The following is a 24,171-nucleotide window of genomic DNA, read 5'->3' on the forward strand; positions in this document are numbered from 1 at the left end:
CCCGGCAGGATTACTTGTCCTGGTGCGGCCGCTTCGTGCTGGCCTGACGCTTTTTCGCGCGCTTCACCGTGCCGCCCGCCGTCACGCGCTCGTTGCCGCGCACGACGACCTTGGTCGGCTTCGGGCGACGCACCGGGCTCGCGTTCGGCGACACCTTGACGACCTTGACGGTGCGCGGTGCGCGGCCTTTCCTGTCGTCGCTGGCTTCGGCCGCGCTCGGCAGCGTGCCGGCGCGACGGCCGCGGGCCGGGGCCGTCACGGCGGCCTCGGGCTTCCAGATCACCAGCAGCTTGCCGATGTGCTGGATCGGCGCGGCGCTCAGGCGGTCGCAGATCTCGTCGTAAATGGCGACGCGCTCGTCGCGCTCGTCACCGAACACGCGAATCTTGATCAGTTGGTGCGCGGCGAGGTGCACCTTGATTTCCTTCAGCACTGCGTCGGTGAGCCCTTCGGCGCCGATCAGCACGACGGGCTTGAGCGCATGGGCCTGGGAGCGCAGCGCGGAGCGCTCGGCGGGGGAAAGCGAAAGGGCGGGCATGGAAATGTCGAAATCTAGATAAGGGGCGCTGCGTCAGAAGCGAATCGCGGGAAGTTACCGCATCAGCCGCGCGCCGAAACCACGTAAAATCGCGGCTTGGGCCTTGAAAGGGGCCGCAGCCGCGCGAAGAAGACGCGTATTATCCGCCAAAAGCACGGCTTCACGAAGCAAATAGCAGCAATCTCTCTCTCGAATGGCAAAAAACCGCTTCAACCAGAACTGGCTGCACGACCACATCAACGACCCGTACGTCAAAATGGCGCAGCGGGAGGGCTATCGCGCGCGTGCCGCGTACAAGCTGAAGGAAATCGACGAGCAGGACAAGCTGATCCGTCCGGGCCAGGTGATCGTCGATCTCGGCGCGACGCCGGGCAGCTGGAGCCAGTATGCCCGCAACAAGCTCGCGCAGGGCAAGAAGCGCGACACGCAACGCGAAGGCGGCATCGACGGCACGATCATCGCGCTCGACCTGCTGCCGATGGAGCCGATCGCCGACGTCCACTTCATCCAGGGCGACTTCCGCGAGGACGACGTCCTCCGGCAGCTCGAAGATGTGCTCGAAGGTCGCGCGGTGGACCTTGTTATTTCCGACATGGCCCCCAACCTCTCCGGCGTAGCCTCGGCGGACGCAGCACGCATCGAGCATCTGTGCGATCTGGCGCTTGAATTCGCGCAGAACCATCTGAAGCCGGATGGTGCGCTGCTCGTGAAGTGCTTTCACGGCAGCGGCTACAGCCAGATCGTCGAGAAGTTCAAGCAGCAGTTTAAGGTGGTCGCGCCCCGCAAGCCGAAGGCGTCGCGCGACAAATCGTCCGAAACGTTCATTTTGGGCCGGCAGCTGAAGCAACCGCGGTGACGCGGAGCGCGGTGCCGCAAACGGGCTCCGGCCCTTGCCAGACAAGCGAAGCGCTATCGCGGCGGTCGTCAATGCTTATGGCAGGGGTGGTCGGACTGGATTAGAATGACCGAGGAGCGCCGCAAGGAAAATGTAGGCGCTCGTCTACGAGTGAAGGAGTGGTGCTTTGAACAACAATATGTTTTCGAAGGCAGCAGTGTGGCTGGTGATCGCACTGGTGCTGTTTACGGTGTTCAAGCAGTTCGACAAGCCCCGCGTCCAGGAAGGTGTGTCCTATTCGCAGTTCATGGACGACGCCAAGAACGGCAAGGTCAAGAACGTCATCGTGCAGGGGCGCAACCTCACCGTCACTCCGTCTGATGGCCAGAAATACCAGATCGTGTCGCCCGGCGACATCTGGATGGTCGGTGACCTGATGAAGTACGGCGTGCAGGTCAGCGGCAAGGCGGACGACGAGCCGAACGCGCTGATGTCCGCGCTGTATTACCTCGGGCCGACGATCCTGATCATCGTGTTCTGGTTCTACATGATGAGGCAGATGCAGGGGGGCGGCAAAGGCGGCGCATTCTCGTTCGGGAAATCGCGCGCGCGGCTGATCGACGAGAACAACAACGCGGTCAACTTCTCCGACGTCGCGGGCTGCGACGAAGCGAAGGAAGAAGTGTCCGAGCTCGTCGACTTCCTGCGCGATCCGCAGAAATTCCAGAAGCTGGGCGGGCGCATTCCGCGCGGCGTGCTGCTCGTCGGTCCTCCGGGTACCGGCAAGACGCTGCTCGCGCGAGCGATCGCCGGTGAAGCGAAGGTGCCGTTCTTCAGCATCTCGGGTTCCGACTTCGTCGAAATGTTCGTCGGTGTCGGCGCGGCCCGTGTGCGCGACATGTTCGAGCAGGCGAAGAAGCACGCACCGTGCATCGTGTTCATCGACGAAATCGACGCGGTCGGTCGTCATCGCGGCGCCGGCATGGGCGGCGGCAACGACGAGCGCGAGCAGACGCTGAACCAGATGCTGGTCGAGATGGACGGCTTCGAGGCGAACTCCGGCGTGATCGTGATCGCCGCGACCAACCGTTCCGACGTGCTCGACAAGGCGCTGCTGCGTCCGGGCCGTTTCGACCGTCAGGTCTATGTCGGCCTGCCGGACATCCGCGGCCGCGAGCAGATCATGCGCGTGCACCTGCGCAAGGTGCCGATCGCGAACGACGTCGATGCAGCAGTCATCGCGCGCGGCACGCCGGGTTTCTCGGGCGCCGATCTCGCGAACCTCGTGAACGAAGCGGCGCTGTTCGCCGCCCGTCGCGGCAAGCGCATCGTCGAGATGCAGGATTTCGAGGACGCGAAGGACAAGATCTTCATGGGTCCGGAGCGCAAGTCGGCGGTGATTCGCGAAGAAGCGAAGCGCGCGACGGCTTACCACGAGTCGGGCCACGCGGTGATCGCGAAGCTGCTGCCGAAGGCCGACCCGGTGCACAAGGTCACGATCATTCCGCGCGGTCGCGCGCTGGGCGTCACGTGGCAGCTGCCGGAGCATGACAACGAGACGTACTCGAAGGACTACCTGCTCGATCGCCTGGCGATCCTGTTCGGTGGTCGCGTGGCCGAGGAGCTGTTCCTGAACCTGATCAGCACCGGCGCGTCGGACGACTTCAACAAGGCGACGCAGACGGCACGCGCGATGGTGGCCCGTTTCGGCATGACCGACGCCCTCGGGCCGATGGTCTACGTCGACGACGAGAGCGATAACGGCCCGTTCGGCCGCGGCTTCACGCGCACGATCTCGGAAGCGACGCAGCAGAAGGTCGACGGCGAAATCCGTCGTGTGCTCGACGAACAGTACAACCTTGCGCGCCGCCTGCTCGAAGAGAACCGCGACAAGGTCGAAGCGATGACGGCCGCGCTGATGGAGTGGGAAACGATCGACGCCGATCAGATCAACGACATCATGGAAGGGCGTCCGCCGCGCTCGCCGAAGAGCTCGCCGGCTGTCGGCGGCGACTCGTCGGGTGGTGGCACGACCGCCGAAGTGAAGCCGGCCAACGCGCCGGCGCCTGCTTCGCCGGCCTGAGCGCCGCTGTAGCACCGTTCACGGGCTGGTGTGGCTTCACACCGGCCCGTTTTGCATTCATCAACGCCTCCCGCCCGTGTCCGATTCCGCTGTTTCCGCGTTCATCCCCGCGCCGCTCCAGTGCGGCCGCTTCTCGCTGACGTTCGAACGCCCGCTCGTGATGGGCATCCTCAACGCAACCCCCGATTCGTTTTCCGACGGCGGCCGCTTCCTCGCGCGCGACGATGCATTGCGCCAGGCCGAGCGGATGATCGCCGAAGGCGTCGACCTGATCGACATCGGCGGTGAGTCGACGCGTCCCGGCGCGCCGCCCGTGCCGCTCGACGAGGAGCTCGCGCGCGTGATCCCGCTCGTCGAAGCGCTGCGGCCGCTGAACGTGCCGCTGTCGATCGACACCTACAAGCCGGCCGTGATGCGCGCGGCGCTTGCGGCCGGCGCCGACCTGATCAACGACATCTGGGGGTTCCGCCAGCCCGGGGCGATCGACGCGGTGCGCGAGGGTAACAGCGGGCTGTGCGCGATGCACATGCTCGGCGAGCCGCAGACGATGCAGGTCGGCGAGCCCGACTACGGCGACGTCGTGACCGACGTTCACGACTTTCTCGCCGCGCGTGCGCAGGCGCTGCGCGACGCGGGCATTGCGCCGGAGCGGATCTGCGTCGATCCGGGCTTTGGCTTCGGCAAGGCGGTGGTCGACGACAACTACGCGCTGCTGGCCGCCTTGCGGGACACGGCGCCCGCGCGGCCCGACGGGCGCGCGTATCCGATTCTCGCGGGCATGTCGCGCAAGTCGATGCTCGGCGCGGTGATCGGCGGCAAGCCGCCGATGGAACGCGTCGCGGCAAGCGTGGCGGCCGCGTTGTGCGCAGTCGGGCGCGGCGCCGCGATCGTGCGCGTGCACGATGTCGCGGCGACGGTCGACGCGCTCAAGGTCTGGAATGCCGTGCGCGAAGCCGCGCGGCAACGATAAGTCAGAATTCAGAAAGACGAAGGAGGAAGATTCGCCATGGGACGTCGATATTTCGGCACGGACGGCATTCGCGGCACGGTAGGCGAGGCGCCCATCACGCCTGATTTCGTGTTGCGTCTCGGCTATGCGGCCGGCAAGGTACTGGCCGGCACGGCCGACGTCGCGGCCGGTGCGCGTCCGACGGTGCTGATCGGCAAGGACACGCGCGTGTCGGGCTACATGCTCGAGGCCGCACTCGAGGCCGGGTTCTCGGCGGCCGGCGTCGACGTGATGCTGGCCGGCCCGATGCCGACGCCGGGCGTCGCCTACCTGACGCGCGCGCTGCGCCTGTCGGCCGGCGTCGTAATCAGCGCATCGCACAACCCGTATCAGGACAACGGGATCAAGTTCTTCTCCGCGGACGGCAACAAGCTGCCCGACGAGACCGAAGCCGCGATCGAAGCGTGGCTCGACAAGCCGCTCGAATGCGCATCGTCGGACCGGCTGGGCAAGGCGCGCCGCCTGGAGGACGCCGCCGGCCGCTACATCGAGTTCTGCAAGAGCACGTTCCCGGCCGCGTACGATCTGCGCGGACTGAAGCTCGTGATCGACTGCGCGCACGGCGCCGCGTACCAGATCGCGCCGCACGTGTTCCACGAACTCGGCGCGGACGTGATCCCGATCGGCGTCGCGCCGAACGGCTTCAACATCAACGATGGCGTCGGCGCGACGGCGCCCGACGCGCTCGTGCGCGCGGTGCGTGCGAACCATGCGGATCTCGGCATCGCGCTCGACGGCGATGCGGACCGCCTGCAGGTCGTCGATTCGACGGGCCGGCTGTACAACGGCGACGAGCTGCTCTACGTGCTCGTGAAGGACCGGATCGCGACGGCCGGCAAGGTCGACGGCGCGGTGGGCACGCTGATGACGAACCTCGCGGTCGAGGTCGCGTTGCAGCGCGAGGGCGTGCCGTTCGTGCGCGCGGCGGTCGGCGACCGCTACGTGCTCGAGCAGCTGCGCGAACGCGGCTGGCAGCTCGGCGCGGAAGGCTCGGGCCACATCCTGTCGCTCGACCGCCATTCGACCGGCGACGGCATCGTGTCGGCGCTGCTCGTGCTCGCCGCGCTCAAGCGCAGCGACCGCACGCTCGCGCAGATGCTGGACGGCGTCACGCTGTTCCCGCAGAAGCTGATCAACGTGCGGATGAAGCCGGGCGCGGACTGGAAGGGCAGCGCATCGATTCGCGCGGCGATCGACGCGGCCGAAGGCGCGCTCGCGGGGAGCGGCCGCGTGCTGATCCGCGCATCGGGCACCGAGCCCGTGCTGCGCGTGATGGTCGAGGCGCAGCAGGCGGCCGACGCGACCCGCCACGCGGAAGCGATCGCCGACGCGGTGCGGATGGCGACGAGCTGAGCCGAACCGGCGACGGCGCGCGACGCTCCGACCGAGGGCGCGCCTGCCGCTGCAGTGAATCGACCTGCGGCGCCTTCGGGCGCCGCAATTCATCAGACGCAAAGGTTTGCGGTATTAAATAGAAGGGGCTTCGGCGCGGATTTCATCTGACAGAAGAAATCATCCGACCCTGAGTCGCAGCGGCATGCAGAGCACCGCATGGCCACCTGTTTTCGGCGCGACATGATCGCCCGCGCACCCGGTCAAAGGGTGCCCCATGCCATCCCTGCCTGACCGGCAATTCTTGCCGTCATCCCCGCCGCGCGTTGCCTCCGCGGCCCCTTGCACAAGGCCGGCTACACCCTTTCAACCAGTCATGTTACTGTCACGCCAGTTTCATCGATTGTCACATTATCGTCATGAGGAGCCCCTAACCTTCGCGGTGCCGTAGTCATCCGCTCACACACTGGAGGTCTCATGAAATTGATGCAAACCGCGATTGCCGGCCTGGCTGGCGCGCTTTTCGCCGTTGCCGCGCACGCTGCCGACATCACGGGCGCAGGTAGCACGTTCGCCATGCCGATCTATACGAAATGGGCTGCCGACTACCAGCAGTCCGGCGGCGCGAAGGTGAACTACCAGGGTATCGGTTCGTCGGGCGGCCTGAAGCAGATCAACGCGAAGACGGTCGATTTTGCCGGTTCGGACGCTCCGCTGAAGGATGAAGAGCTCGCGAAGGAAGGCCTGTTCCAGTTCCCGACGGTGGTCGGCGGCGTGGTGCCGGTCGTCAACGTGCCGGGCGTGAAGGCCGGTGAACTGACGCTGTCGGGCCCGGTACTCGGCGACATCTACCTCGGCAAGATCAAGAAGTGGAACGATCCGGCGATCGTTGCACTGAACCCGAAGGTCAAGCTGCCGGACACGGACATCGCGGTCGTTCGCCGCGCTGACGGCTCGGGCACGAGCTTCATCTGGACGAACTACCTGTCCAAGGTGAACGACGAGTGGAAGTCGAAGGTCGGCGAAGGCACGACGGTCAACTGGCCGACGGGCACGGGCGGCAAGGGCAACGACGGCGTCGCGGCCTTCGTGCAGCGCCTGCCGGGCGCGGTCGGCTACGTCGAGTGGGCGTACGCGAAGAAGAACAACATGGTCTACACCGCGCTGAAGAATTCGACGGGCACGGTGGTCGAGCCGAAGACGGAAACGTTCAAGGCCGCCGCGGCCGGCGCGAACTGGTCGAAGTCGTTCTACCAGATCCTCACGAACCAGCCGGGCAAGGAAGCATGGCCGGTCGTCGGCGCGACGTTCGTGCTGCTGCACGCGAAGCAGGACAAGCCGGAGCAGGGCGCCGAAACGCTGAAGTTCTTCAGCTGGGCGTTCAAGAATGGCGAGAAGGCGGCCGACAGCCTCGACTACATCTCGCTGCCGCTGGCAGTCGAGGCGGAAATCCGCAAGCAGTGGAAGACGAAGGTCACGGACGCATCGGGCAAGCCGGTCGCCGCGGAGTAAGCATTGCAGCGGTTCACTGCCCGGCCGTGCCGGTCGGGCAGTGTGTGCGGTAAGGCCGGGCGTCACGGCGCCCGGCGATCCAGAACAGGCACCCATGTCTGAAATTTCCTACACGTCCTCCCGGTCCCCCGACGCCGCGTCGCAACGCGCGCCGAGCCGCCTCGGCGACGTTCTGTTCGGCGGCCTCGCATGGCTTGCCGCGATCGTGACCCTGCTGCTGCTGGGCGGGATCATCGTTTCCCTGATCATTGCGTCGATGCCGACCATCCAGAAGTTCGGCCTCGGCTTCCTGTTTCAATCCGAGTGGGATCCGAACTCGGATGTCTTCGGTGCGCTCGTGCCGATCTACGGCACGCTCGTGACGTCGATCATCGCGCTCGTGATCGCGGTGCCGGTCAGCTTCGGCATCGCGCTGTTCCTCACCGAGCTGTCGCCCGTGTGGCTGCGCCGCCCGCTCGGCATCGCGATCGAGCTGCTCGCCGCGATTCCGTCGATCGTATACGGCATGTGGGGCCTGCTCGTGTTCGCGCCGATCTTCGCCGAATACTTCCAGAAGCCGATCGGCCGCATCTTCAAGGACGTGTGGGTGGTCGGTCCGCTGACGTCCGGCGCGCCGATCGGCATCGGCATCCTCGCGGCCGGCGTGATCCTCGCGATCATGATCATCCCGTACATCGCGTCGGTGATGCGCGACGTGTTCGAAGTCACGCCCGTGCTGCTGAAGGAATCGGCGTACGGGATCGGCTGCACGACGTGGGAAGTGATGTGGAAGGTCGTGCTGCCCTATACGAAGACCGGCGTGATCGGCGGCGTGATGCTCGGCCTCGGCCGCGCGCTCGGCGAAACGATGGCCGTGACCTTCGTGATCGGCAACACGAACCTGCTCGACAGCGTGTCGCTGTTCGCGCCGGGCAACAGCATCACGTCGGCGCTCGCGAACGAATTCGCGGAAGCGCAGCCGGGCCTGCATACGTCCGCGCTGATGGAACTGGGCCTGATCCTGTTCGTGATCACGTTCATCGTGCTGTCCGTCTCCAAACTGCTGCTGCTTCGTCTCGAGAAGGGAGAGGGCAAGAAATGAGCGAGCCCATCATGAATTTCCCCGGGCCGAACGGCGCCGCGCTCGACGCGATGCGCAACCGCCTGCAACGCAGGCGCAAGTTCACCAACGCGATCGCGCTCACCGCGTCGCTCGGCGCGATGGCGTTCGGGCTGCTGTGGCTCGTGTGGATTCTCTACACGACCGTGCACCTCGGCGTCGGCGGCCTGTCGCTGCAGTTGTTCACCGAATCGACGCCGGCGCCGAACACGGAAGGCGGCGGTCTGGCGAACGCGATCGTCGGCAGCCTGCTGCTGTGCGGTTTCGGCACGCTGGTCGGCACGCCGATCGGCATCCTCGCGGGCGTCTATCTCGCCGAATACGGCCAGAAGAACCTGCTGGCGAGCACGATCCGCTTCATCAACGACATCCTGCTGTCGGCGCCGTCGATCGTCATCGGCCTGTTCGTGTACGCGATCGTCGTCGCGAAGTCGGGACGCTTCTCGGGCTGGGCCGGCGTGATTGCGCTCGCGCTGCTGCAGATTCCGATCGTGATCCGCACGACCGAGAACATGCTGAAGCTCGTGCCGAACGCACTGCGTGAAGCGGCCGTCGCGCTCGGCACGCCGAAGTGGCGCATGGTGCTGAAGATCACGCTGCGCGCATCGGTCGGCGGGATCGTGACGGGCGTGTTGCTCGCGATCGCGCGGATCGCCGGCGAAACGGCGCCGCTGCTGTTCACGGCGCTGTCGAACCAGTTCTTCTCGTGGGACATGAGCCAGCCGATGGCGAACCTGCCCGTCACGATCTACAAGTTCGCGATGAGCCCGTTCGCCGAATGGCAGTCGCTCGCATGGGCGGGCGTGTTCCTGATTACGCTCGGGGTGCTCGGACTCAACGTCCTGGCGCGCTCGATCTTCTCGAAAAAGTAACGGCGGAGCGATCCGATGAATATGGCAGAAAGCCACCTGAATTCCGTCGAGCGCACCGCTGCGCCCGCCGGCACGCACGACGCGGTGCATGGCAGCCCGCTGGCGCCGCTGAACGCGAAGATCGAGGTCAACGACCTCAACTTTTTCTACAACAAGTTCCACGCGCTGAAGAACATCAACCTGCGCATTCCCGAAGGGAAGGTGACGGCGTTCATCGGCCCGTCGGGCTGCGGCAAGTCGACGCTCCTGCGCACGTTCAACAAGATGTACGCGCTCTATCCGGAGCAGCGCGCCGAAGGCGAAATCCTGATGGACGGCGAGAACCTGCTGACCACCAAGCGCGACATCTCGCTGCTGCGCGCGCGGATCGGCATGGTGTTCCAGAAGCCGACCCCGTTCCCGATGTCGATCTACGACAACATCGCGTTCGGCGTGAAGATGTTCGAAAAGCTCACGCGCTCGGAGATGGACGACCGTGTCGAGTGGGCGCTGTCGAAGGCCGCGCTGTGGAACGAAGTGAAGGACAAGCTGAACCAGAGCGGTTACGGGTTGTCGGGCGGCCAGCAGCAGCGTCTGTGCATCGCGCGCGGCATCGCGATCCGTCCGGAAGTGCTGCTGCTCGACGAGCCGTGCTCGGCGCTCGACCCGATCTCGACGGGCCGCATCGAGGAGCTGATTGCGGAGCTGAAGAGCGACTACACGGTCGTGATCGTCACGCACAACATGCAGCAGGCCGCGCGCTGCTCGGACTTCACGGCCTACATGTACCTGGGCGAGCTGATCGAATTCGGCGAGACCGAAAAGATCTTCATCAAGCCGGTGCGCAAGGAAACGGAAGACTACATCACTGGCCGTTTCGGCTGATGACGGAGAACAACAACCATGTCGGATAAACATCTGTCGAGCCAGTTCGACGCGGACCTGAATGCCGTGTCGTCGAAAGTGCTGGAAATGGGCGGACTCGTCGAGTCGCAGATCGTCGGCGCGATGCACGCGCTGAACGAATTCGACCGCGACGCGGCCGAGAAGGTGATCACGGCCGAGGAAACGCTGAACGCGATGGAAGTCGACATCGACCAGGAGTGCGGCAACATCATCGCGCGGAGGCAACCGGCCGCGCGCGACCTGCGCCTTCTGATGTCGATTTCGAAAACGATTACGAACCTCGAGCGCGCCGGCGACGAGGCCGAGAAGATCGCGAAGCGCGTGCGCCGCCTGGTCGACGAACCGGCCGCGCGCACGGTGAACATCGCCGAGATCAAGGTGTCGGGCGAGATGGCCGTGACGATCCTGCGCCGCGCGCTCGACGCATTCGCGCGCCTCGATACGGTGGCCGCCGCGCAGATCGTCAAGGACGACAAGGAAATCGACCTCGAATTCCGCGCGTTCGTGCGCAAGCTCGTGTCGTACATGCAGGAAGATCCGCGCACGATCTCGGTCGGCCTTGAATACCTGTTCATCGCGAAGGCGATCGAGCGGATCGGTGACCACGCGAAGAACATCGCCGAGTTCATCATCTACATCGTGAAGGGCACGGACGTGCGGCATCAGCCGCGCGACACGCTCGAGCGCGAAGCCAACAGTTAACACCACGCACAGGAAGAACAGAGGTGCCGATGCCCAGCAACATTCTCGTCGTTGAAGATGAGCCCGCGATTTCCGAACTGATCTCGGTGAATCTCCAGCATGCCGGTCACTGCCCGATCCGCGCGTACAACGCGGAGCAGGCGCAGAACCTGATCAGCGATGTGCTGCCCGATCTCGTGCTGCTCGACTGGATGCTGCCGGGCAAGTCCGGCATCGCGTTCGCGCGCGACCTGCGCAACAACGAACGAACCAAGCACATCCCGATCATCATGCTGACCGCGCGTGGCGACGAGCAGGACAAGGTGCTCGGCCTCGAAATCGGTGCGGACGACTACGTGACCAAGCCGTTCTCGCCGAAGGAACTGATGGCGCGCATCAAGGCCGTGCTGCGCCGCCGCGCGCCGCAGCTGACCGAGGACGTCGTGTCGATCAACGGGCTGCGCCTCGATCCGGCCACGCATCGCGTCGCCGCGCACGGCGACGGCAGCGAGATCAAGCTCGATCTCGGCCCGACCGAATTCCGCCTGCTGCATTTCTTCATGACGCATCCGGAGCGCGTGCACAGCCGCACGCAACTGCTCGACCAGGTGTGGGGCGATCACGTGTTCGTCGAGGAGCGCACCGTCGACGTGCACATCAAACGATTGCGCGCGGCCTTGAAACCGGCCGGCTGCGATGCGATGATCGAGACCGTGCGCGGCAGCGGCTACCGGCTCGCCAAGCACGCGTAACGTATCCGCGCATGCCGTGTGCCACGGCATGCCGTTCATTCTTTCGGGCGCTGAATCATGAACATCATCTGGGCGCGCTTTCTCGTGTCGCTCGTGCTGCTCGTGCTGATCAGCGTATTGGTCGGCGTGTTCGCCGGCCCGACCGCGGCCTGCGGGTTCGCGGCCGTGATGCTGGTCGCGCAGGGCTTCTTCAGTACCTTCCATACGCAACGCCTGTGGCGTCTGCTCGATGCGCCCGTCTACGGCGAGGTGCCGAGCGCACCGGGCATCTGGGGTGAAATCTATTACCGGCTGCACAAGCTCGCGAAGCAGTGGCATGCGCAGGTGCGGCAGGTCGAGCAGCAGCATTCGCGCTTCATCCAGGCGATCCAGGCGTCGCCGAACGGCGTCGCGATGCTCGACGACCACGACCAGATCGAGTGGTGCAACGCGATCGCCGAGGTGCATTTCGGCCTCGATGCGAAACGCGACCTGCGCCAGCACATCACGAACCTCGTGCGTCATCCGGAATTCGTCCGCTACCTGAACGCGCAGCACTACGACGAAACGCTCGTGATGCGCGGGATGGGCGACTCGCGGCAGAACGTGCTGGAGGTGCAGGTGTTTCCGTACGGCGAGAACCGCAAGCTGCTGCTCACGCAGGACATCACCGAGCTCGAGCGGACCGACGCGATGCGCCGCGACTTCGTCGCGAACGTGTCGCACGAACTGAAGACGCCGCTCACCGTGCTGTCGGGTTTTCTCGAGACGATGCGTGAGCTGCCGCTGAACGAGGAAGATCGCGCGCGCTATCTCGAGATGATGGAGCAGCAGGCGTCGCGGATGCGGCACATCGTCACCGACCTGCTGGTGCTCGCGAAGCTCGAGGGCGAAAGCCGGCCGCCGGTCGATCACGCGATCGACATGCGCGCCGTGTTCGACCATCTGAAGGAGGATGCGCAGACGCTGTCGAACGGGCATCACGAGATCGCGTTCGCGATCGACGAGACGCTCGGCGTCACGGGCGCGCAGACCGAAGTGTTCAGCGCGTTCGCGAATCTCGTCACCAACGCGATCCGCTATACGCCGGACGGCGGCAAGATATTCGTGTCGTGGCGGCGCGAGGGCGCGCAGGGCGTGTTCTCCGTCACCGACAGTGGCTTCGGCATTCCGGCCGCCGACCTGCCGCGGTTGACGGAGCGCTTCTATCGCGTCGACCGCAGCCGTTCGCGCGATACGGGCGGCACGGGCCTCGGCCTCGCGATCGTCAAGCACGTGCTGCAGCGGCACGACTCGCACCTGTATGTGCAGAGCGAGGAAGGACGCGGCAGCACGTTCACCGCGCGCTTCCCGGCGTCGCGGATCATCGCGATCCGGCCGGCAGCGTTCGAAGCTTGAGCGCGTGATCGTGTGACACGGTTCGTGCGCATCGCATCCGCGCACGACCGAAACGAAAAAGGCACAGCCCGCGTGGGCTGTGCCTTTTTCGTTTGCTGCGCGGCGCCTGCCTACGACGCCTGCCTACGAACAGAACTTCGCGAGCAGCCCGAGTTGGGCGTTGCGCAGCGTCTTGCCCGCGCGGCGGCGCCGATAGTGACCGTCGCTTTGCATCAGCCATGCCGACTGGTTGTCGCCGAGACAGACCGACAGCCCTTCGGCGATCACGCGGCGCTTGAGCTTGCGCTCGCGGATCGGGAACGCGACTTCGACGCGGCGGAACAGGTTGCGGTCCATCCAGTCCGCGCTCGACAGATAGACTTCCTCGGCGCCATCCGCGTGGAAATAGTAGATGCGGTGGTGCTCGAGGAAGCGCCCGACGATCGAGCGCACCGTGATGTTTTCCGACAGCCCCGGCACGCCCGGCTTCAGCGCGCACACGCCGCGCACGATCAGGTCGACCTTGACGCCGGCCTGCGACGCTTCGTACAGCGCGGCGATCACCGTCGGCTCCAGCAGCGCGTTCATCTTCGCGACCACGCGCGCGCGCTTGCCGGCGCGCGCATTGTCGATCTCCGCGCGGATCGATTCGATGATGCGCGGATGCAGCGTGAACGGCGACTGCCACAGCTCGTGCAGCGTCAGCTCGCCGCCGATTCCGGTCAGTTGCTGGAACACGTGGTGGACGTCCTCGCAGATCTTCTGGTCGGCCGTCATCAGCCCGAAGTCGGTGTAGAGGCGCGCGGTGCGCGGGTGATAGTTGCCGGTGCCGAGGTGCACGTAGCGGCGCAGCGTCGCCTTGCCGCCCTCCACGACGCGGCGCACGATCAGCATCATCTTCGCGTGGCACTTGTGACCGACCACGCCATACACCACGTGCGCGCCGACGGCTTCGAGCTGCGACGCCCAGTTGATGTTGGTTTCCTCGTCGAAGCGCGCGAGCAGCTCGACGACGACGGTCACTTCCTTGCCGTTGCGCGCGGCGGCCATCAGCGCGTCCATTAGCGGCGAATCGGTGCCGGTGCGGTAGATCGTCTGCTTGATCGCGACGACGCTCGGATCTTTCGCGGCCTGCTGCAGCAGTTCGAGCACCGGCTGGAAACTTTCGTACGGGTGGTGCAGCAGGATGTCGCCGTCGTCGATCGCGTCGAACATCGCCGGTGCATTGGCGATCACGGGCGGGATCGATGCGGTGAACGGCGCGAACTTCAGGTCGGGACGATCGACGAGATCGGGGATCTGCATCAGCCGCACGAGGTTCACGGAGCCCGCCACGCGATAGCAGTCCTTCTCGTCGAGCAGGCTTTCCTCGAGCAGGCGGCGCACGATATGTGCCGGCGTGTCGGCCGACACCTCGAGCCGCACCGCGTTGCCGAGGTGGCGCGCGGGCAGTTCGCCCTGCAGCGCGACGCGCAGGTTGGTGATTTCGTCTTCGTCGACGAACAGCTCGCTGTTGCGCGTGATGCGGAACTGGTTGCAGCTCTTCACGACGAGTTGCGGGAACAGTTCGCCGACGAAGCGCTGCATGAACGTGCTGAGCAGCACGAAGCCGTGCTCGAAGCCCGACAGCGCCTGCGGCATGCGCACCACGCGCGGCAGCGCCCGCGGGGCCTGCACGATGCCCATCACCGCCTGGCGGCCGAACGCGTCGCGGCCTTCGAGCTCGACGACGAAGTTCAGGCTCTTGTTCAGCACGCGCGGGAACGGGTGGGCCGGATCGAGGCCGATCGGCGTCAGCACCGGCAGCAGCTCGTCGAGGAAGTAGCGGCGCGCCCATTCGAGCTGCTCGTCGTTCCACGTGTCGGCCGCGTGGAAGTAGATGCCTTCCTGTTCGAGCGCCGGCAGCACGGTTTCGTGCAGCATCGTGTACTGGCGGTGCACGAGCCGCTGCGCGCGCTCGACGACGAGGTCGTAAGCGTGCTGTAACGACATGCCGTCGGGCGTCAGGGCGCCGGGGTTGTCGCGGATCTGTTCCTGAAGGCCGGCCATCCGGACTTCGAAGAATTCGTCGAGGTTGCTGCTGGTGATGCAGATGAAGCGCAGGCGTTCGAGCAACGGGACTTGCGGGTCGGCAGCCTGGGCCAGCACGCGCTCGTTGAACCCGAGGATGCCGAGTTCACGATTGAGAAGCGGATAACGGACGGACATCGGCAGAGTAGGGGATGATTCGGGCGATGATTCGAAAGGACGCTCGGAAACTCTCACGGTACGATGACGTGCTGATGACGATTATGTATTTATATCGGGAAATTCTACGCCGCAACCGTTTCATCTCATAAATGTTTCGGCCATATACAATCTACCCGGGTACATGCCCGTGAAGCGTGGCTACGGCAAGCGTTCCACGCTTAAAATATCGCCTTCGATTGATCGTCCAGCGTGGCCGCAGCGGCTGGCGCGGGCGAACGCGCACGGAGCCCCCTTCTGATGGTTACATCCCCCCACTTGCTGGCTGCCGTCGATCTCGGCTCGAACAGCTTCCGGCTGATCGTCGGGCGCGTCGAGGAAACCCCGGCGGGCAGCCAGATCTATCCCGTCGATGCGCTGCGCGAGCCCGTTCGACTGGCCGCGGGCCTGTCGAGCGACAAGATGCTCGATCGCGCGTCGCAGGAGCGTGGCTGGGAGGCGCTCAAGCGGTTCGGCGAGCGCCTGCGCGATTTCCACCCCGATCACGTGCGGGCGGTGGCGACCAACACGCTGCGCGTCGCGAAGAACGCGGCCGAATTCCTCGGCGAGGCCGAAGCGGCGCTCGGTTTTCCGATCGAAGTGATCGCCGGCCGCGAAGAGGCGCGCCTGATCTACGCGGGTGCCGCGCATTCGGTGCCGGCGAGCGCCGGCAAGCGGCTCGTCGTCGACATCGGCGGCGGCTCGACCGAATTCATCATCGGCTCGCACTACACGCCGATCGTGATGGAGAGCCTCTACATCGGCTGCGTGAGCCACAGCCGTGCGTTCTTTCCAGCCGGCAACGTCGACGAATACACGATGCGGCAGGCCGAACTCGCGGCCAAGCGCGAGATCCAGATCATTTCCAGCGAGTACAAGAAGGCCGGCTGGGACCAGGCGATCGGTTCATCCGGCACCGCGCGTGCGCTCGCGGAGCTCGTCGAGGCGAACGGCTTCAACGACGCGGGCATCACGCACGGCATTTCGCGCGGCGGGCTCGAACGCCTGAAGCGTGCGCTGATCAAGTCCGAGAACGTGAACCGGCTGAAGCTGATCGCGCTGAAGCCCGACCGCGTGCCGGTGCTCGCCGGCGGCCTCGCGATCATGCTCGCGGTATTCGAGGAACTCGGTGTCGACTATGTCGATACCACCGACGGCGCGCTGCGTCTCGGCGTGCTGTACGACCTGCTCGGCCGGACCCAGCACGAGGACATGCGCGCGGTGACCGTCGAGGGTTTCACGCGCCGCTACGGCGTCGATCGCGCGCAGGCCGAGCGCATTGGTGCGCTTGCGGTGCGGTTCTACGACGAGCTCGATGAAGCCGACGACGAAGCGCGCGAGGAAGGCCGGATGTTCCTCGGCTGGGCCGCCGCGTTGCATGAGATCGGGCTGTCGATCTCGCACAGTTCGTACCACAAGCATTCGGCCTATATCGCGAGCAACGCCGACATGCCGGGTTTCTCGCGCACCGACCAGGCGCGGCTTGCCGCGCTCGTGCTCGGGCACGCGGGCAAGCTCGGCAAGCTGTCGCAGGCACGCGACGTCGAATGGCCGCTGCTGTTCTGCCTGCGGCTCGCGGCGCTGCTGTGCCGGCGCCGGACCGATGCCGGGCTGCCGGACATTTCCGTGTCGCAGATGAAGAAGGGCGGGTATGAAGTGCGCCTGCCGAGCGCGTGGGTCGAGCAGAACCCGCTGACCGACTACAGCCTCAGCCAGGAAGCGGCCGAGTGGGAGAAGGTCGGCATTCCGTATCGCGTGGTTTATACGGGCGCGTAACGAGGCGGGCTTCCGGCGAGCGACACCGGCGCGGCGAGTTTGCGCTGCTTTCCTTGCGACGCGCTCAGTCCGAGCACACGATCGCGGTCAGGAACGGGAACGCCTGCTTGACGGTCGCGTCGCTGCCGGCCTTGCGCACGGCCTGTTCGACGGCACTCTTCGTGCCACGCACCACGACGCCATACGCCCAGTTGCCGATCGGCGTGCCGTCGCCCGGCTGGAAGATCGGGTCGTTCGCCTGGTAGCCAAGCACGACGTAGACGCCGAAGCCGTAGGCGGTCAGCGGATGGTTCGTGCGGAATGCGTTCACCGAATTCGCTTCGACGTGCATCGGCTCCGACTGGATGTCGCCGGCCGCGAGCAGCGGCGCGACGAACTTGTGGCCGTTCGAATGGCAGTCGAGCGCGTCGTCGAGCGACTTGGCCGACGCGACGCCGGACGCGCCGAATGTGAGCAGCGCGCCGAACAGGGCGGTCTTGAGAACGTTGTTTTTCATGCTCGGGTGCGGGTTTGGTCACGGATATTATCGCGTGTTCTCGCAAGATTCGTGCGCGGGGGGAGGGTGGAACTGGGCGATAGTGAAAGCATGGCACGACGTCAATGGAATACAGCGTTCGTCGTGCGCGGGCGAAATATTGCCTATGCAGAGCATTGAGATTCCCCGAAAATCTAGTCCATGAAGTAAGGAAAAATTTTCCAATTGAAGAGACCATTATGGAGTCGGTGCCTCAACCTTCGATATATTATTTCTTGTTGATGCGGGCATGAGAGTCGGTTATTTCCTCTTGATCATCCTGCTTCAGTTCGGTTACCGATCAGAGGGAGGTTTTTCGCCCCAACTGCCGCGATGAAGGCAGCATCGCGAATTGACCGGCCCTATAGCTGGTACGCTGGCGGCAGCGGCGGCGAAATAGATCGGTAACCTCTCACGGCTGGGTAAAGTCGATTTCCGGTAGGGCGGAAAAGTCTGACACACGGACGTTGCGTGCGAGTTCGCGACCGAGTTCGTCCAGAAGAGCGTCGGATTGAACCCCGAAGGCGAGCCGGGAAGGGCCAGGCGACCAGCGTGGTAGTTGTTCCGTCGGGTTCTCTATTTTGATGGATGACAAAACGTTTGGCAGTTTAATTTTCAGGTGATGCTCGCGTCATACTCAATAGATCTGCTCTTCAACGAATTTCCGAGATTCGTAAAGACATGTGTTCGATCCTTTGCCACCAGCCTAGACCCGCAGGATCTGGAAAATGCCCGTCGTAGCTTGACTCGGCAGATTTACCATGCCAGCAACGGTGCGATGTACGAGCCGACAGCCGCACTTCATCGATTGCTGGATAGCGCCTACATTGCAGACGACGTGCCGATCGGTCTGGTTGAGTTTCCGGCACCTGCGCTTCGCGTCGTTCCCAATTCTGCGTGGCAAGGATACAGAGACGATGGAGTCCGCGCGATTGTGTTGTTCCGGCGTAGGCTCGAATCAGGGACGACAACCGGCGACCAGTTAAGGATGGTGACTTGGCAAGAGTTCAGTAGCGGCGACTTTCGTACGCAATTGATCACTTATCCGGTGGATGAGTCGGATCGCACGGTCAAACAGATTCTGGAGGATCTAAACAGCCAATGTGCGCCCGAGAAGCGCGAGGCGGATCTCGCGTACTGGCAGCAGGTTTTCGAGTACGTTGTAAAACTGATTTTGTATCTGAAACTCCCTGATGCGCATGTCGAGGCCGATCTTGCTTAGAGTCGGGCGCCGAGCGAGTTCAAGGGGCTAGAGCAGCGCAAGCGTCGAGAGTGACTCGCAGAGATCGAGTATTTGTACGATCGACATATCGTGAGGCCTGCCGATCTGGGAAGCGGCTCGCGCGGAAAAATGGCGAGGCTGGCGGAACGCATCACGAAAAGAGCCCACACTGGCGTCGTCCGCATTTCAAGATGCAGCCATACGGCCCTCAATCGTCGCTACGCAGGTCATTTTTGTCGGGCCGACGATCGTGCGTTCCGACAGGCTTACGTTCTAGTCCTTTTCGGGACGGGATGTCGTGAGGTAGTTCGGCTTGCGGGGCCACGTTGTGTATGATTCCGACTGCTATTTGACGAACGAGCGAGCGCATTTATGTACAAGGCCGTAGCCTTTGTCGTGATCGGAGTCGGCTTTTTGATCGCAGCGGCGATAAACGTCCAACTGACGCGGGAATTCATGCGGACGTCGATCATGGTGCCCGGCGAAGTGGTGAAGTTGAACGCGGGCGGGTATCACCCGGAAATCGAGTTCGTGACGAAGGCCGGGGAACACGTCTCGTATCCGCAGGGCGGGATCGTGTCGAAAATGGCTGTCGGCGATCGACCGCAGGTGCGTTATCTCGCCGAGAATCCGATTCCGACAGCGAGAATCGATCGATTCGATGCGATCTGGGGGAATGTGGTCTTTTTCGCTGTCTTCGGATTGGGCTTCATCGTTTGTGGGTTGATCAACCTTCCGTCACGACAATAACCAGATCACTGGGGCGCGGGCATGTCATTTTTGAGCCTGAGCAAGTGGACCTATAACACCGGGGCAGGTGGTGGCCTGAGTGTTGAGATCGTTATGGCAACGGGCGGCACGATCGTGCTGACTGACCCTGAGAAGCGCGATCGGAGCTTCTACTACGGTGGCGTTGGCATCGGAATCGGCGCAGGCTTTAAGATCCCGAAAATCAAATTGCCGAAGTTCTCGATACCGGAAATCAAGTTGCCGCCGATCCGGGGCCGCAGCGTCGGGGCGGCGGGCTCCACGTTGGACTTCCCGAGTTACGGCAGCATCTACATGACGAGCGCATTTCGCGGTACAGAGCTGTCACGATCGGATTTTCAGGGTGGAACGATTTATGTCGACGGGTCTCTGTCAGCGCTTTACGGCTGGGCGGGTGATGCAATGTTGCTTGGCATGAACCCCGCATTGATGGCAGCCGGGCTATCAAACCCCGGCTTCAGCTGGTTGCTCACGCGAGCAATTTCCGAGGCGCCAGCTGTATTGTTCATGCGTGGGCAGACAGTGGGTTTCCAAGCTGGAGGCAGTATCGGGATTCTTGCCGGGTATGTTCACTGAGCTAGACCAGTGGTTGCGTTCCAGCGCGCGGCGTGCATCGCAAAAGCTCTTTGCCGCTCTCGGCCGACAACACGACCAGTTGAACGTAGCTGTTTGAATGGGCGTATGGGCCGAAGAACTGGCCCATGATCAACGAGAACCGATACAGGCTGATGTCTCTTGTCGTGGCCTCCGAGAATGAAAGCAGGATTTCCACGCCGCGAACAAATGACGGGAACTGGTTGTCGAGAGACATCCACCTGATCGCCGGCTTGTAGTCGAGGGATACGATGGCGTCGATGCAACGTTGAGCAACCACGCTGGAACGCGGGGCATGCTGTCGGAGAAAGTCCTTCAAGGCCGGCAATCCGGATCGCGTCAAATCGAGCGGGTGAGGTGCCAAGGTCGACAGGACGCGCCATAAAGCTCCGTGTCCACGCGGCAGGGATGCCGGCAAGGTTGGTCGTGAAAGAAGGGTAATGGGGCATGCAAGCGCTGAGCCTTCGTACAGAAGATCGCTATCTGGCGCGCCGATTTGCAAGCGCGATGGCAACTCTCCGTTTGTTGCTAGCACGTCAACGTCGACCTGTGGATGTTGCGGATTCGCAGGATGACCGTTTAAATTCAGCAACGTCAGTAGTGGTGTTGTAAGTGCAGCGCTTGGCGCAGCTTCCGGATCTCGGCCGGCGACCCAGTACACGGTGGAGGCCTCCGGGGACTGAGTGTGACTAAACGCGCGAAACGGCAATACTCGAGTTCTGGAGGTCGGGCGCTCGACAGCAGGCACCTTGTCCTTCTCTGATTCCGTTCGATCACCCAGATACACGCCTGTGATCGAATAGACGCTGAGCGGGACCCCAGTCGCCAACGGAAGCGGGACGATGGGATAGGCCGCATCACTGCTGGTTAGCTGGATCGGGATTGCCGCGCGTTCGAACAGATTGACGACGGGTGTACAGAACAGCCGGAATGCGCTTGTGCGTAGCGTTGTCAGGATCTGAGCAGCGACAGAATCGCTGGGCGTACCTTGCACAGCAACGTGGAGCGTTAGGCGCTGCGCTTCGGGGGCGCGTGCACCGCGGCGGATTCGACCCAGATCGACGTCGACGAAATCGAATTTTTCCGGATAGGCGAAATACTCCATCAGGCTCTGGAAAGACCGTGAGCTGGTCGGTTTTTCGTCGGGCAACAGATGCTCGTCGTTGCCAAAGCCTACTGCCTCGACGGGGACTTTCGACAAGCTGATCCAGCGCCCGCTGTCGTCAACTTCCACATACGCACTCGACGCCCGAAGCAGCAGTGCATCGGTCAGTGCAACGACCAACGGTCTGTCTCCAGCCAGATGTATGCGAATAGGGCCGGACGGGGTTGCGTCGTCGAAGAGCTGGGATGCCGCCTCGCTCGCAAAGCTAATCGAAATGATGCCAGTGACTTCTGCGGGAATGCGTGCGGATGCGGGCGCGAGCGTAGCAGGCGAATAACGCGCCGAATGAACGCGCAATGGTGACAACGCCACGTCGTATACGGTTCGAAATCGACAGGGTGCCGCGTTGGCGTCAAGCATCGTGCCGCGTGCAATGGTGATTGGTTCGGTCAGCTGGCCAAACATGTTCGACGGATCGAACGAGGCGAGCGCGCATGATGGAATGGTGCGCAGGTACTGCGGATAGGCCACTTCGAGAAGGGCTTCGGTGAATTGCGGATAGTCGTCGTCGAGTTTCGCATCGATGCGTGCAGCCAGCAGTGCGAATGTCTGCATCATTCGATCGACATGCAGGTCCTCGACGTGAGCGCCGGCAATGCCGAGGCGAGCCGCGATCTTGGGAAAGCGCCGGGAGAATTGCGCCAGATGACGGACCAGTATCCCAACTTCGCGTTCGTAATGTGACAGCAGATGGTCCATTTGCTACGAAAGTTCAATAGTCCACACTATTCCCGGCCCTATTTTTTCAGAGTCGAGATCTGGTTCAAACGATGCTCAGCCATATTAGAATGGCTCCGCCGACAAAAAACAGCCCCTCCTGAGAGATTCCGAGGCTACATATGCAAATGTCAGAAATTGCGAGCTTCTTCCAGCTCCAGAGCAATCGCCTGTTTACGATCGAAACGCCATTGAAAGGTCGATCGGATTTGGTGCTCGTTGACTTCCATTGTACCGAGGGGTTATCTCAGAATTTCGAGACCCACGTTCGACTCGCGTCTCAAGATAAGAACATCGAACTGAAAAAGTTGATCGGTCAGCCGGTGACGATTACCTTGCAGTTGACCGATGCGCTCGCCAGTTCCGAAGAGCGCTATTTCCACGGATATGTTGCAGCGTTTTCGCATCTCGACACCGATGGCGGTTTTGCGATGTATAGCGCGACGATTCTGCCGTGGCTCTGGATGCTCTCTCGTCGACAGGACATCCGGATCTTCCAGGAAGAGAACACCGAGGCGATCCTCTCACGTGTGTTCCGGGAGTATGGAAAGCTCGCGTCGTTCGAGTTCCGTCTGTCGAAGGGAACGACGAATCGCAGCTATTGCACTCAGTACCGAGAGACGGACCTTGCGTTTGTCGAACGGCTGATGCGAGAGGATGGCCTGTTCTACTACTTCGAGCACGCTAAGGACGGGCATAAGCTGATCATCGCGGATAACTCGGTGACGGCCAAGCCGATCGACGGGCGCAGTCCGTCATTACAGTACAACCAGGACGAGCCGCTCGATAATCTGGCCGTCGTCACGTCGTTTCAGGCGCAACGTCACCTTGCCCCTAGCACGGTGGGATTGAAGACCTTCGACTACAAGATCCCTCAGGCACGGCGATTCGCTTCGGGCGGGACAGCGGTCAACCAAGGCGAGGTGCCTTCCTACGAAATCTACGACTATCTTGGGGAACATGGCTTTGCCGATAGCGATCGGGGTGAGGAACTCACGCGCTTCCGAACAGAGGCGCTCGCCGCGCACAGCAAGACGTTCTCCGGGGTGACAACTAGTCGGCGGATGATGCCGTGCCGATACTTCGAGCTGGACGACCACTACGATCATGGGAGTACCAAACAGGAAGACCGCCAGTTTCTGTTGCTGACTGTATCGCACACCGGCACGAACAACTATGAGCCCGGCGAGGGAAGTTCGGCGTACTCATGTAGCTTTACCTGCATTCGCAAGAAAATTCCGTACCGTCCGGCGTTCGAGGGCGAGCGTCCGACGATTGTCGGGCCGCAGACGGCGATCGTCGTCGGCCCGAAAGGCGAGGAGATTTATACCGATAGCCTGGGCCGCGTGAAGGTCCAGTTTCACTGGGATCGCCTCGGCAAGCGCGATCAGGGCAGCTCATGCTGGGTGCGGGTGAGTCAGCCGTGGGCGGGTAGCGGGTTTGGCATGGTTCAGATTCCGCGAATCGGGGACGAAGTGGTCGTGAGTTTTCTTGACGGAAATCCGGACCGTCCGCTGGTAACGTCGCGCGTCTACAACTCGCAGAACATGCCGCCTTGGGAACTTCCGGCCAACGCGACGCAGAGCGGGATTCTCACGCGCTCGACCAAGACCGGTAACGTCAATACCGCCAATGCAATTCGGTTCGAGGACAAGAAGGGCGCGGAAGAGGTGTGGCTGCATGCCGAGAAGGATCAGCGCATCGAGGTCGAGCACGACGAGTCGCACTGGGTCGGCAATGATCGTCGCAAGAATATCGATCACGATGAGACGGTTCATGTCGGCCACGATCGGACCGAGACGGTCGATAACAACGAGACCATCCATATCGGCGTGGATCGGACGGAAACCGTTGGCAATAACGAAACACTGACGGTCGGCGGCAATCGGAATGAAACGATCCAGGGGATGGAGAACCTGTTGATCGCATTGACGTCGACGGAAACGGTGGGGCTCGCAAAGGCACTGACCGTGGGTGGTGGCTATCAGGTGACGGTGGCCGGCGCAGTCAATACGTCGGCGGGGCTCGCCAGTGCCGAAGAAGTGGGGTTGTCGAAGACCACGATGGTCGGCAAGACGTACACGATCACGGCTGGCGACCGGATCGAGTTGAAGACCGGTAGCTCGGTGCTCATCATGGAGAGCAACGGACACATCACGCTGCGCGGCACGCAACTGTTGATCGAGGGCTCTGGGCCGGTGCAGATCAACGGCAAGGATGTCGACGTCAACTGAC

At 63.1% G+C, this 24,171-nt stretch carries 21 protein-coding genes; 17 read left to right on the forward strand and 4 right to left on the reverse strand.

Going from position 1 to position 24,171, the window contains the following annotated elements:
- Positions 1-10: 10 nt before the first annotated feature.
- Positions 11-538 carry a YhbY family RNA-binding protein gene (locus tag BAMB_RS05945; RefSeq protein ID WP_011656498.1) on the reverse strand — a complete coding sequence of 176 codons (528 nt, stop codon included), beginning with the start codon at positions 536-538 and terminating at the stop codon, positions 11-13.
- Between the two features lie 193 nt (positions 539-731).
- On the opposite strand from BAMB_RS05945, the gene BAMB_RS05950 reads away from it, so the two are divergent.
- The 11 genes from BAMB_RS05950 (at position 732) to phoR (ending at position 12,975) form a co-directional block, all read left to right on the forward strand.
- Complete coding sequence (locus BAMB_RS05950) at positions 732-1,394, forward strand: RlmE family RNA methyltransferase (RefSeq protein ID WP_011656499.1); 663 nt, start codon at positions 732-734, stop codon at positions 1,392-1,394.
- Between the two features lie 166 nt (positions 1,395-1,560).
- On the forward strand, positions 1,561-3,456 hold the full coding sequence (gene ftsH / locus BAMB_RS05955) for an ATP-dependent zinc metalloprotease FtsH (RefSeq protein ID WP_011656500.1): 1,896 nt from the start codon (positions 1,561-1,563) through the stop codon (positions 3,454-3,456).
- Positions 3,457-3,532: 76 nt separating this feature from the next.
- Complete coding sequence (gene folP / locus BAMB_RS05960) at positions 3,533-4,426, forward strand: dihydropteroate synthase (protein ID WP_041491134.1); 894 nt, start codon at positions 3,533-3,535, stop codon at positions 4,424-4,426.
- Between the two features lie 36 nt (positions 4,427-4,462).
- Entirely contained in the window at positions 4,463-5,818 is a 1,356-nt protein-coding gene (gene glmM / locus BAMB_RS05965; RefSeq protein ID WP_011656502.1) for a phosphoglucosamine mutase, read from the forward strand.
- Positions 5,819-6,274: 456 nt separating this feature from the next.
- A complete protein-coding gene (gene pstS / locus BAMB_RS05970; protein ID WP_041491135.1) occupies positions 6,275-7,309 on the forward strand; it encodes a phosphate ABC transporter substrate-binding protein PstS in 1,035 nt (344 codons plus the stop codon).
- A gap of 94 nt (positions 7,310-7,403) precedes the next feature.
- Positions 7,404-8,390, forward strand: coding sequence for a phosphate ABC transporter permease PstC (gene pstC, locus BAMB_RS05975; protein ID WP_011656504.1), 987 nt, complete (start codon positions 7,404-7,406; stop codon positions 8,388-8,390).
- Positions 8,387-9,280 carry a phosphate ABC transporter permease PstA gene (pstA, locus tag BAMB_RS05980; RefSeq protein WP_011656505.1) on the forward strand — a complete coding sequence of 298 codons (894 nt, stop codon included), beginning with the start codon at positions 8,387-8,389 and terminating at the stop codon, positions 9,278-9,280. The genes pstC and pstA overlap by 4 nt, the downstream gene beginning before the upstream one ends.
- 15 nt (positions 9,281-9,295) lie before the next feature.
- The gene (gene pstB, locus BAMB_RS05985; RefSeq protein ID WP_011656506.1) at positions 9,296-10,144 is read left to right on the forward strand and encodes a phosphate ABC transporter ATP-binding protein PstB; all 849 of its coding nucleotides are present in this window, start codon (positions 9,296-9,298) and stop codon (positions 10,142-10,144) included.
- Positions 10,145-10,162: 18 nt separating this feature from the next.
- Positions 10,163-10,867: a phosphate signaling complex protein PhoU gene (gene phoU / locus BAMB_RS05990; RefSeq protein ID WP_006750312.1), complete on the forward strand. Its 705-nt coding sequence runs from the start codon at positions 10,163-10,165 to the stop codon at positions 10,865-10,867.
- Between the two features lie 29 nt (positions 10,868-10,896).
- Positions 10,897-11,598 (forward strand): phosphate regulon transcriptional regulator PhoB, encoded by a 702-nt coding sequence (gene phoB / locus BAMB_RS05995; protein ID WP_006750313.1) that lies wholly within the window; start codon positions 10,897-10,899, stop codon positions 11,596-11,598.
- A 57-nt stretch (positions 11,599-11,655) separates the two neighbouring features.
- A complete protein-coding gene (phoR, locus tag BAMB_RS06000) occupies positions 11,656-12,975 on the forward strand; it encodes a phosphate regulon sensor histidine kinase PhoR (RefSeq protein ID WP_011656507.1) in 1,320 nt (439 codons plus the stop codon).
- Positions 12,976-13,098: 123 nt separating this feature from the next.
- On the opposite strand, the gene ppk1 is transcribed toward phoR, so the two are convergent.
- The gene (ppk1, locus tag BAMB_RS06005) at positions 13,099-15,162 is read right to left on the reverse strand and encodes a polyphosphate kinase 1 (protein WP_011656508.1); all 2,064 of its coding nucleotides are present in this window, start codon (positions 15,160-15,162) and stop codon (positions 13,099-13,101) included.
- 279 nt (positions 15,163-15,441) lie between these two features.
- On the opposite strand from ppk1, the gene ppx reads away from it, so the two are divergent.
- Entirely contained in the window at positions 15,442-16,956 is a 1,515-nt protein-coding gene (ppx, locus tag BAMB_RS06010) for an exopolyphosphatase (protein ID WP_011656509.1), read from the forward strand.
- Positions 16,957-17,020: 64 nt separating this feature from the next.
- Here the strand turns inward: ppx and BAMB_RS06015 are convergent, their stop codons facing one another.
- Positions 17,021-17,452: a hypothetical protein gene (locus tag BAMB_RS06015; RefSeq protein WP_011656510.1), complete on the reverse strand. Its 432-nt coding sequence runs from the start codon at positions 17,450-17,452 to the stop codon at positions 17,021-17,023.
- Between the two features lie 796 nt (positions 17,453-18,248).
- On the opposite strand from BAMB_RS06015, the gene BAMB_RS33040 reads away from it, so the two are divergent.
- The 4 genes from BAMB_RS33040 (at position 18,249) to BAMB_RS06030 (ending at position 20,036) form a co-directional block, all read left to right on the forward strand.
- The gene (locus BAMB_RS33040) at positions 18,249-18,692 is read left to right on the forward strand and encodes an AcrVA2 family anti-CRISPR protein (protein WP_050812306.1); all 444 of its coding nucleotides are present in this window, start codon (positions 18,249-18,251) and stop codon (positions 18,690-18,692) included.
- Between the two features lie 50 nt (positions 18,693-18,742).
- Positions 18,743-18,994 carry an AcrVA2 family anti-CRISPR protein gene (locus tag BAMB_RS36305; protein ID WP_478213279.1) on the forward strand — a complete coding sequence of 84 codons (252 nt, stop codon included), beginning with the start codon at positions 18,743-18,745 and terminating at the stop codon, positions 18,992-18,994.
- Positions 18,995-19,064: 70 nt separating this feature from the next.
- Positions 19,065-19,442, forward strand: coding sequence for a DUF3592 domain-containing protein (locus BAMB_RS06025; protein WP_041491136.1), 378 nt, complete (start codon positions 19,065-19,067; stop codon positions 19,440-19,442).
- Positions 19,443-19,463: 21 nt separating this feature from the next.
- Positions 19,464-20,036 carry a hypothetical protein gene (locus BAMB_RS06030; protein WP_011656513.1) on the forward strand — a complete coding sequence of 191 codons (573 nt, stop codon included), beginning with the start codon at positions 19,464-19,466 and terminating at the stop codon, positions 20,034-20,036.
- Between the two features lies 1 nt (position 20,037).
- Here the strand turns inward: BAMB_RS06030 and tssF are convergent, their stop codons facing one another.
- The gene (gene tssF, locus BAMB_RS06035) at positions 20,038-21,918 is read right to left on the reverse strand and encodes a type VI secretion system baseplate subunit TssF (RefSeq protein ID WP_011656514.1); all 1,881 of its coding nucleotides are present in this window, start codon (positions 21,916-21,918) and stop codon (positions 20,038-20,040) included.
- A 140-nt stretch (positions 21,919-22,058) separates the two neighbouring features.
- On the opposite strand from tssF, the gene BAMB_RS06040 reads away from it, so the two are divergent.
- On the forward strand, positions 22,059-24,170 hold the full coding sequence (locus tag BAMB_RS06040; protein WP_011656515.1) for a type VI secretion system Vgr family protein: 2,112 nt from the start codon (positions 22,059-22,061) through the stop codon (positions 24,168-24,170).
- The last annotated feature ends 1 nt before the right edge of the window (position 24,171 follow it).

It is taken from the genome of Burkholderia ambifaria AMMD (assembly GCF_000203915.1).
Classification (GTDB): domain Bacteria; phylum Pseudomonadota; class Gammaproteobacteria; order Burkholderiales; family Burkholderiaceae; genus Burkholderia; species Burkholderia ambifaria.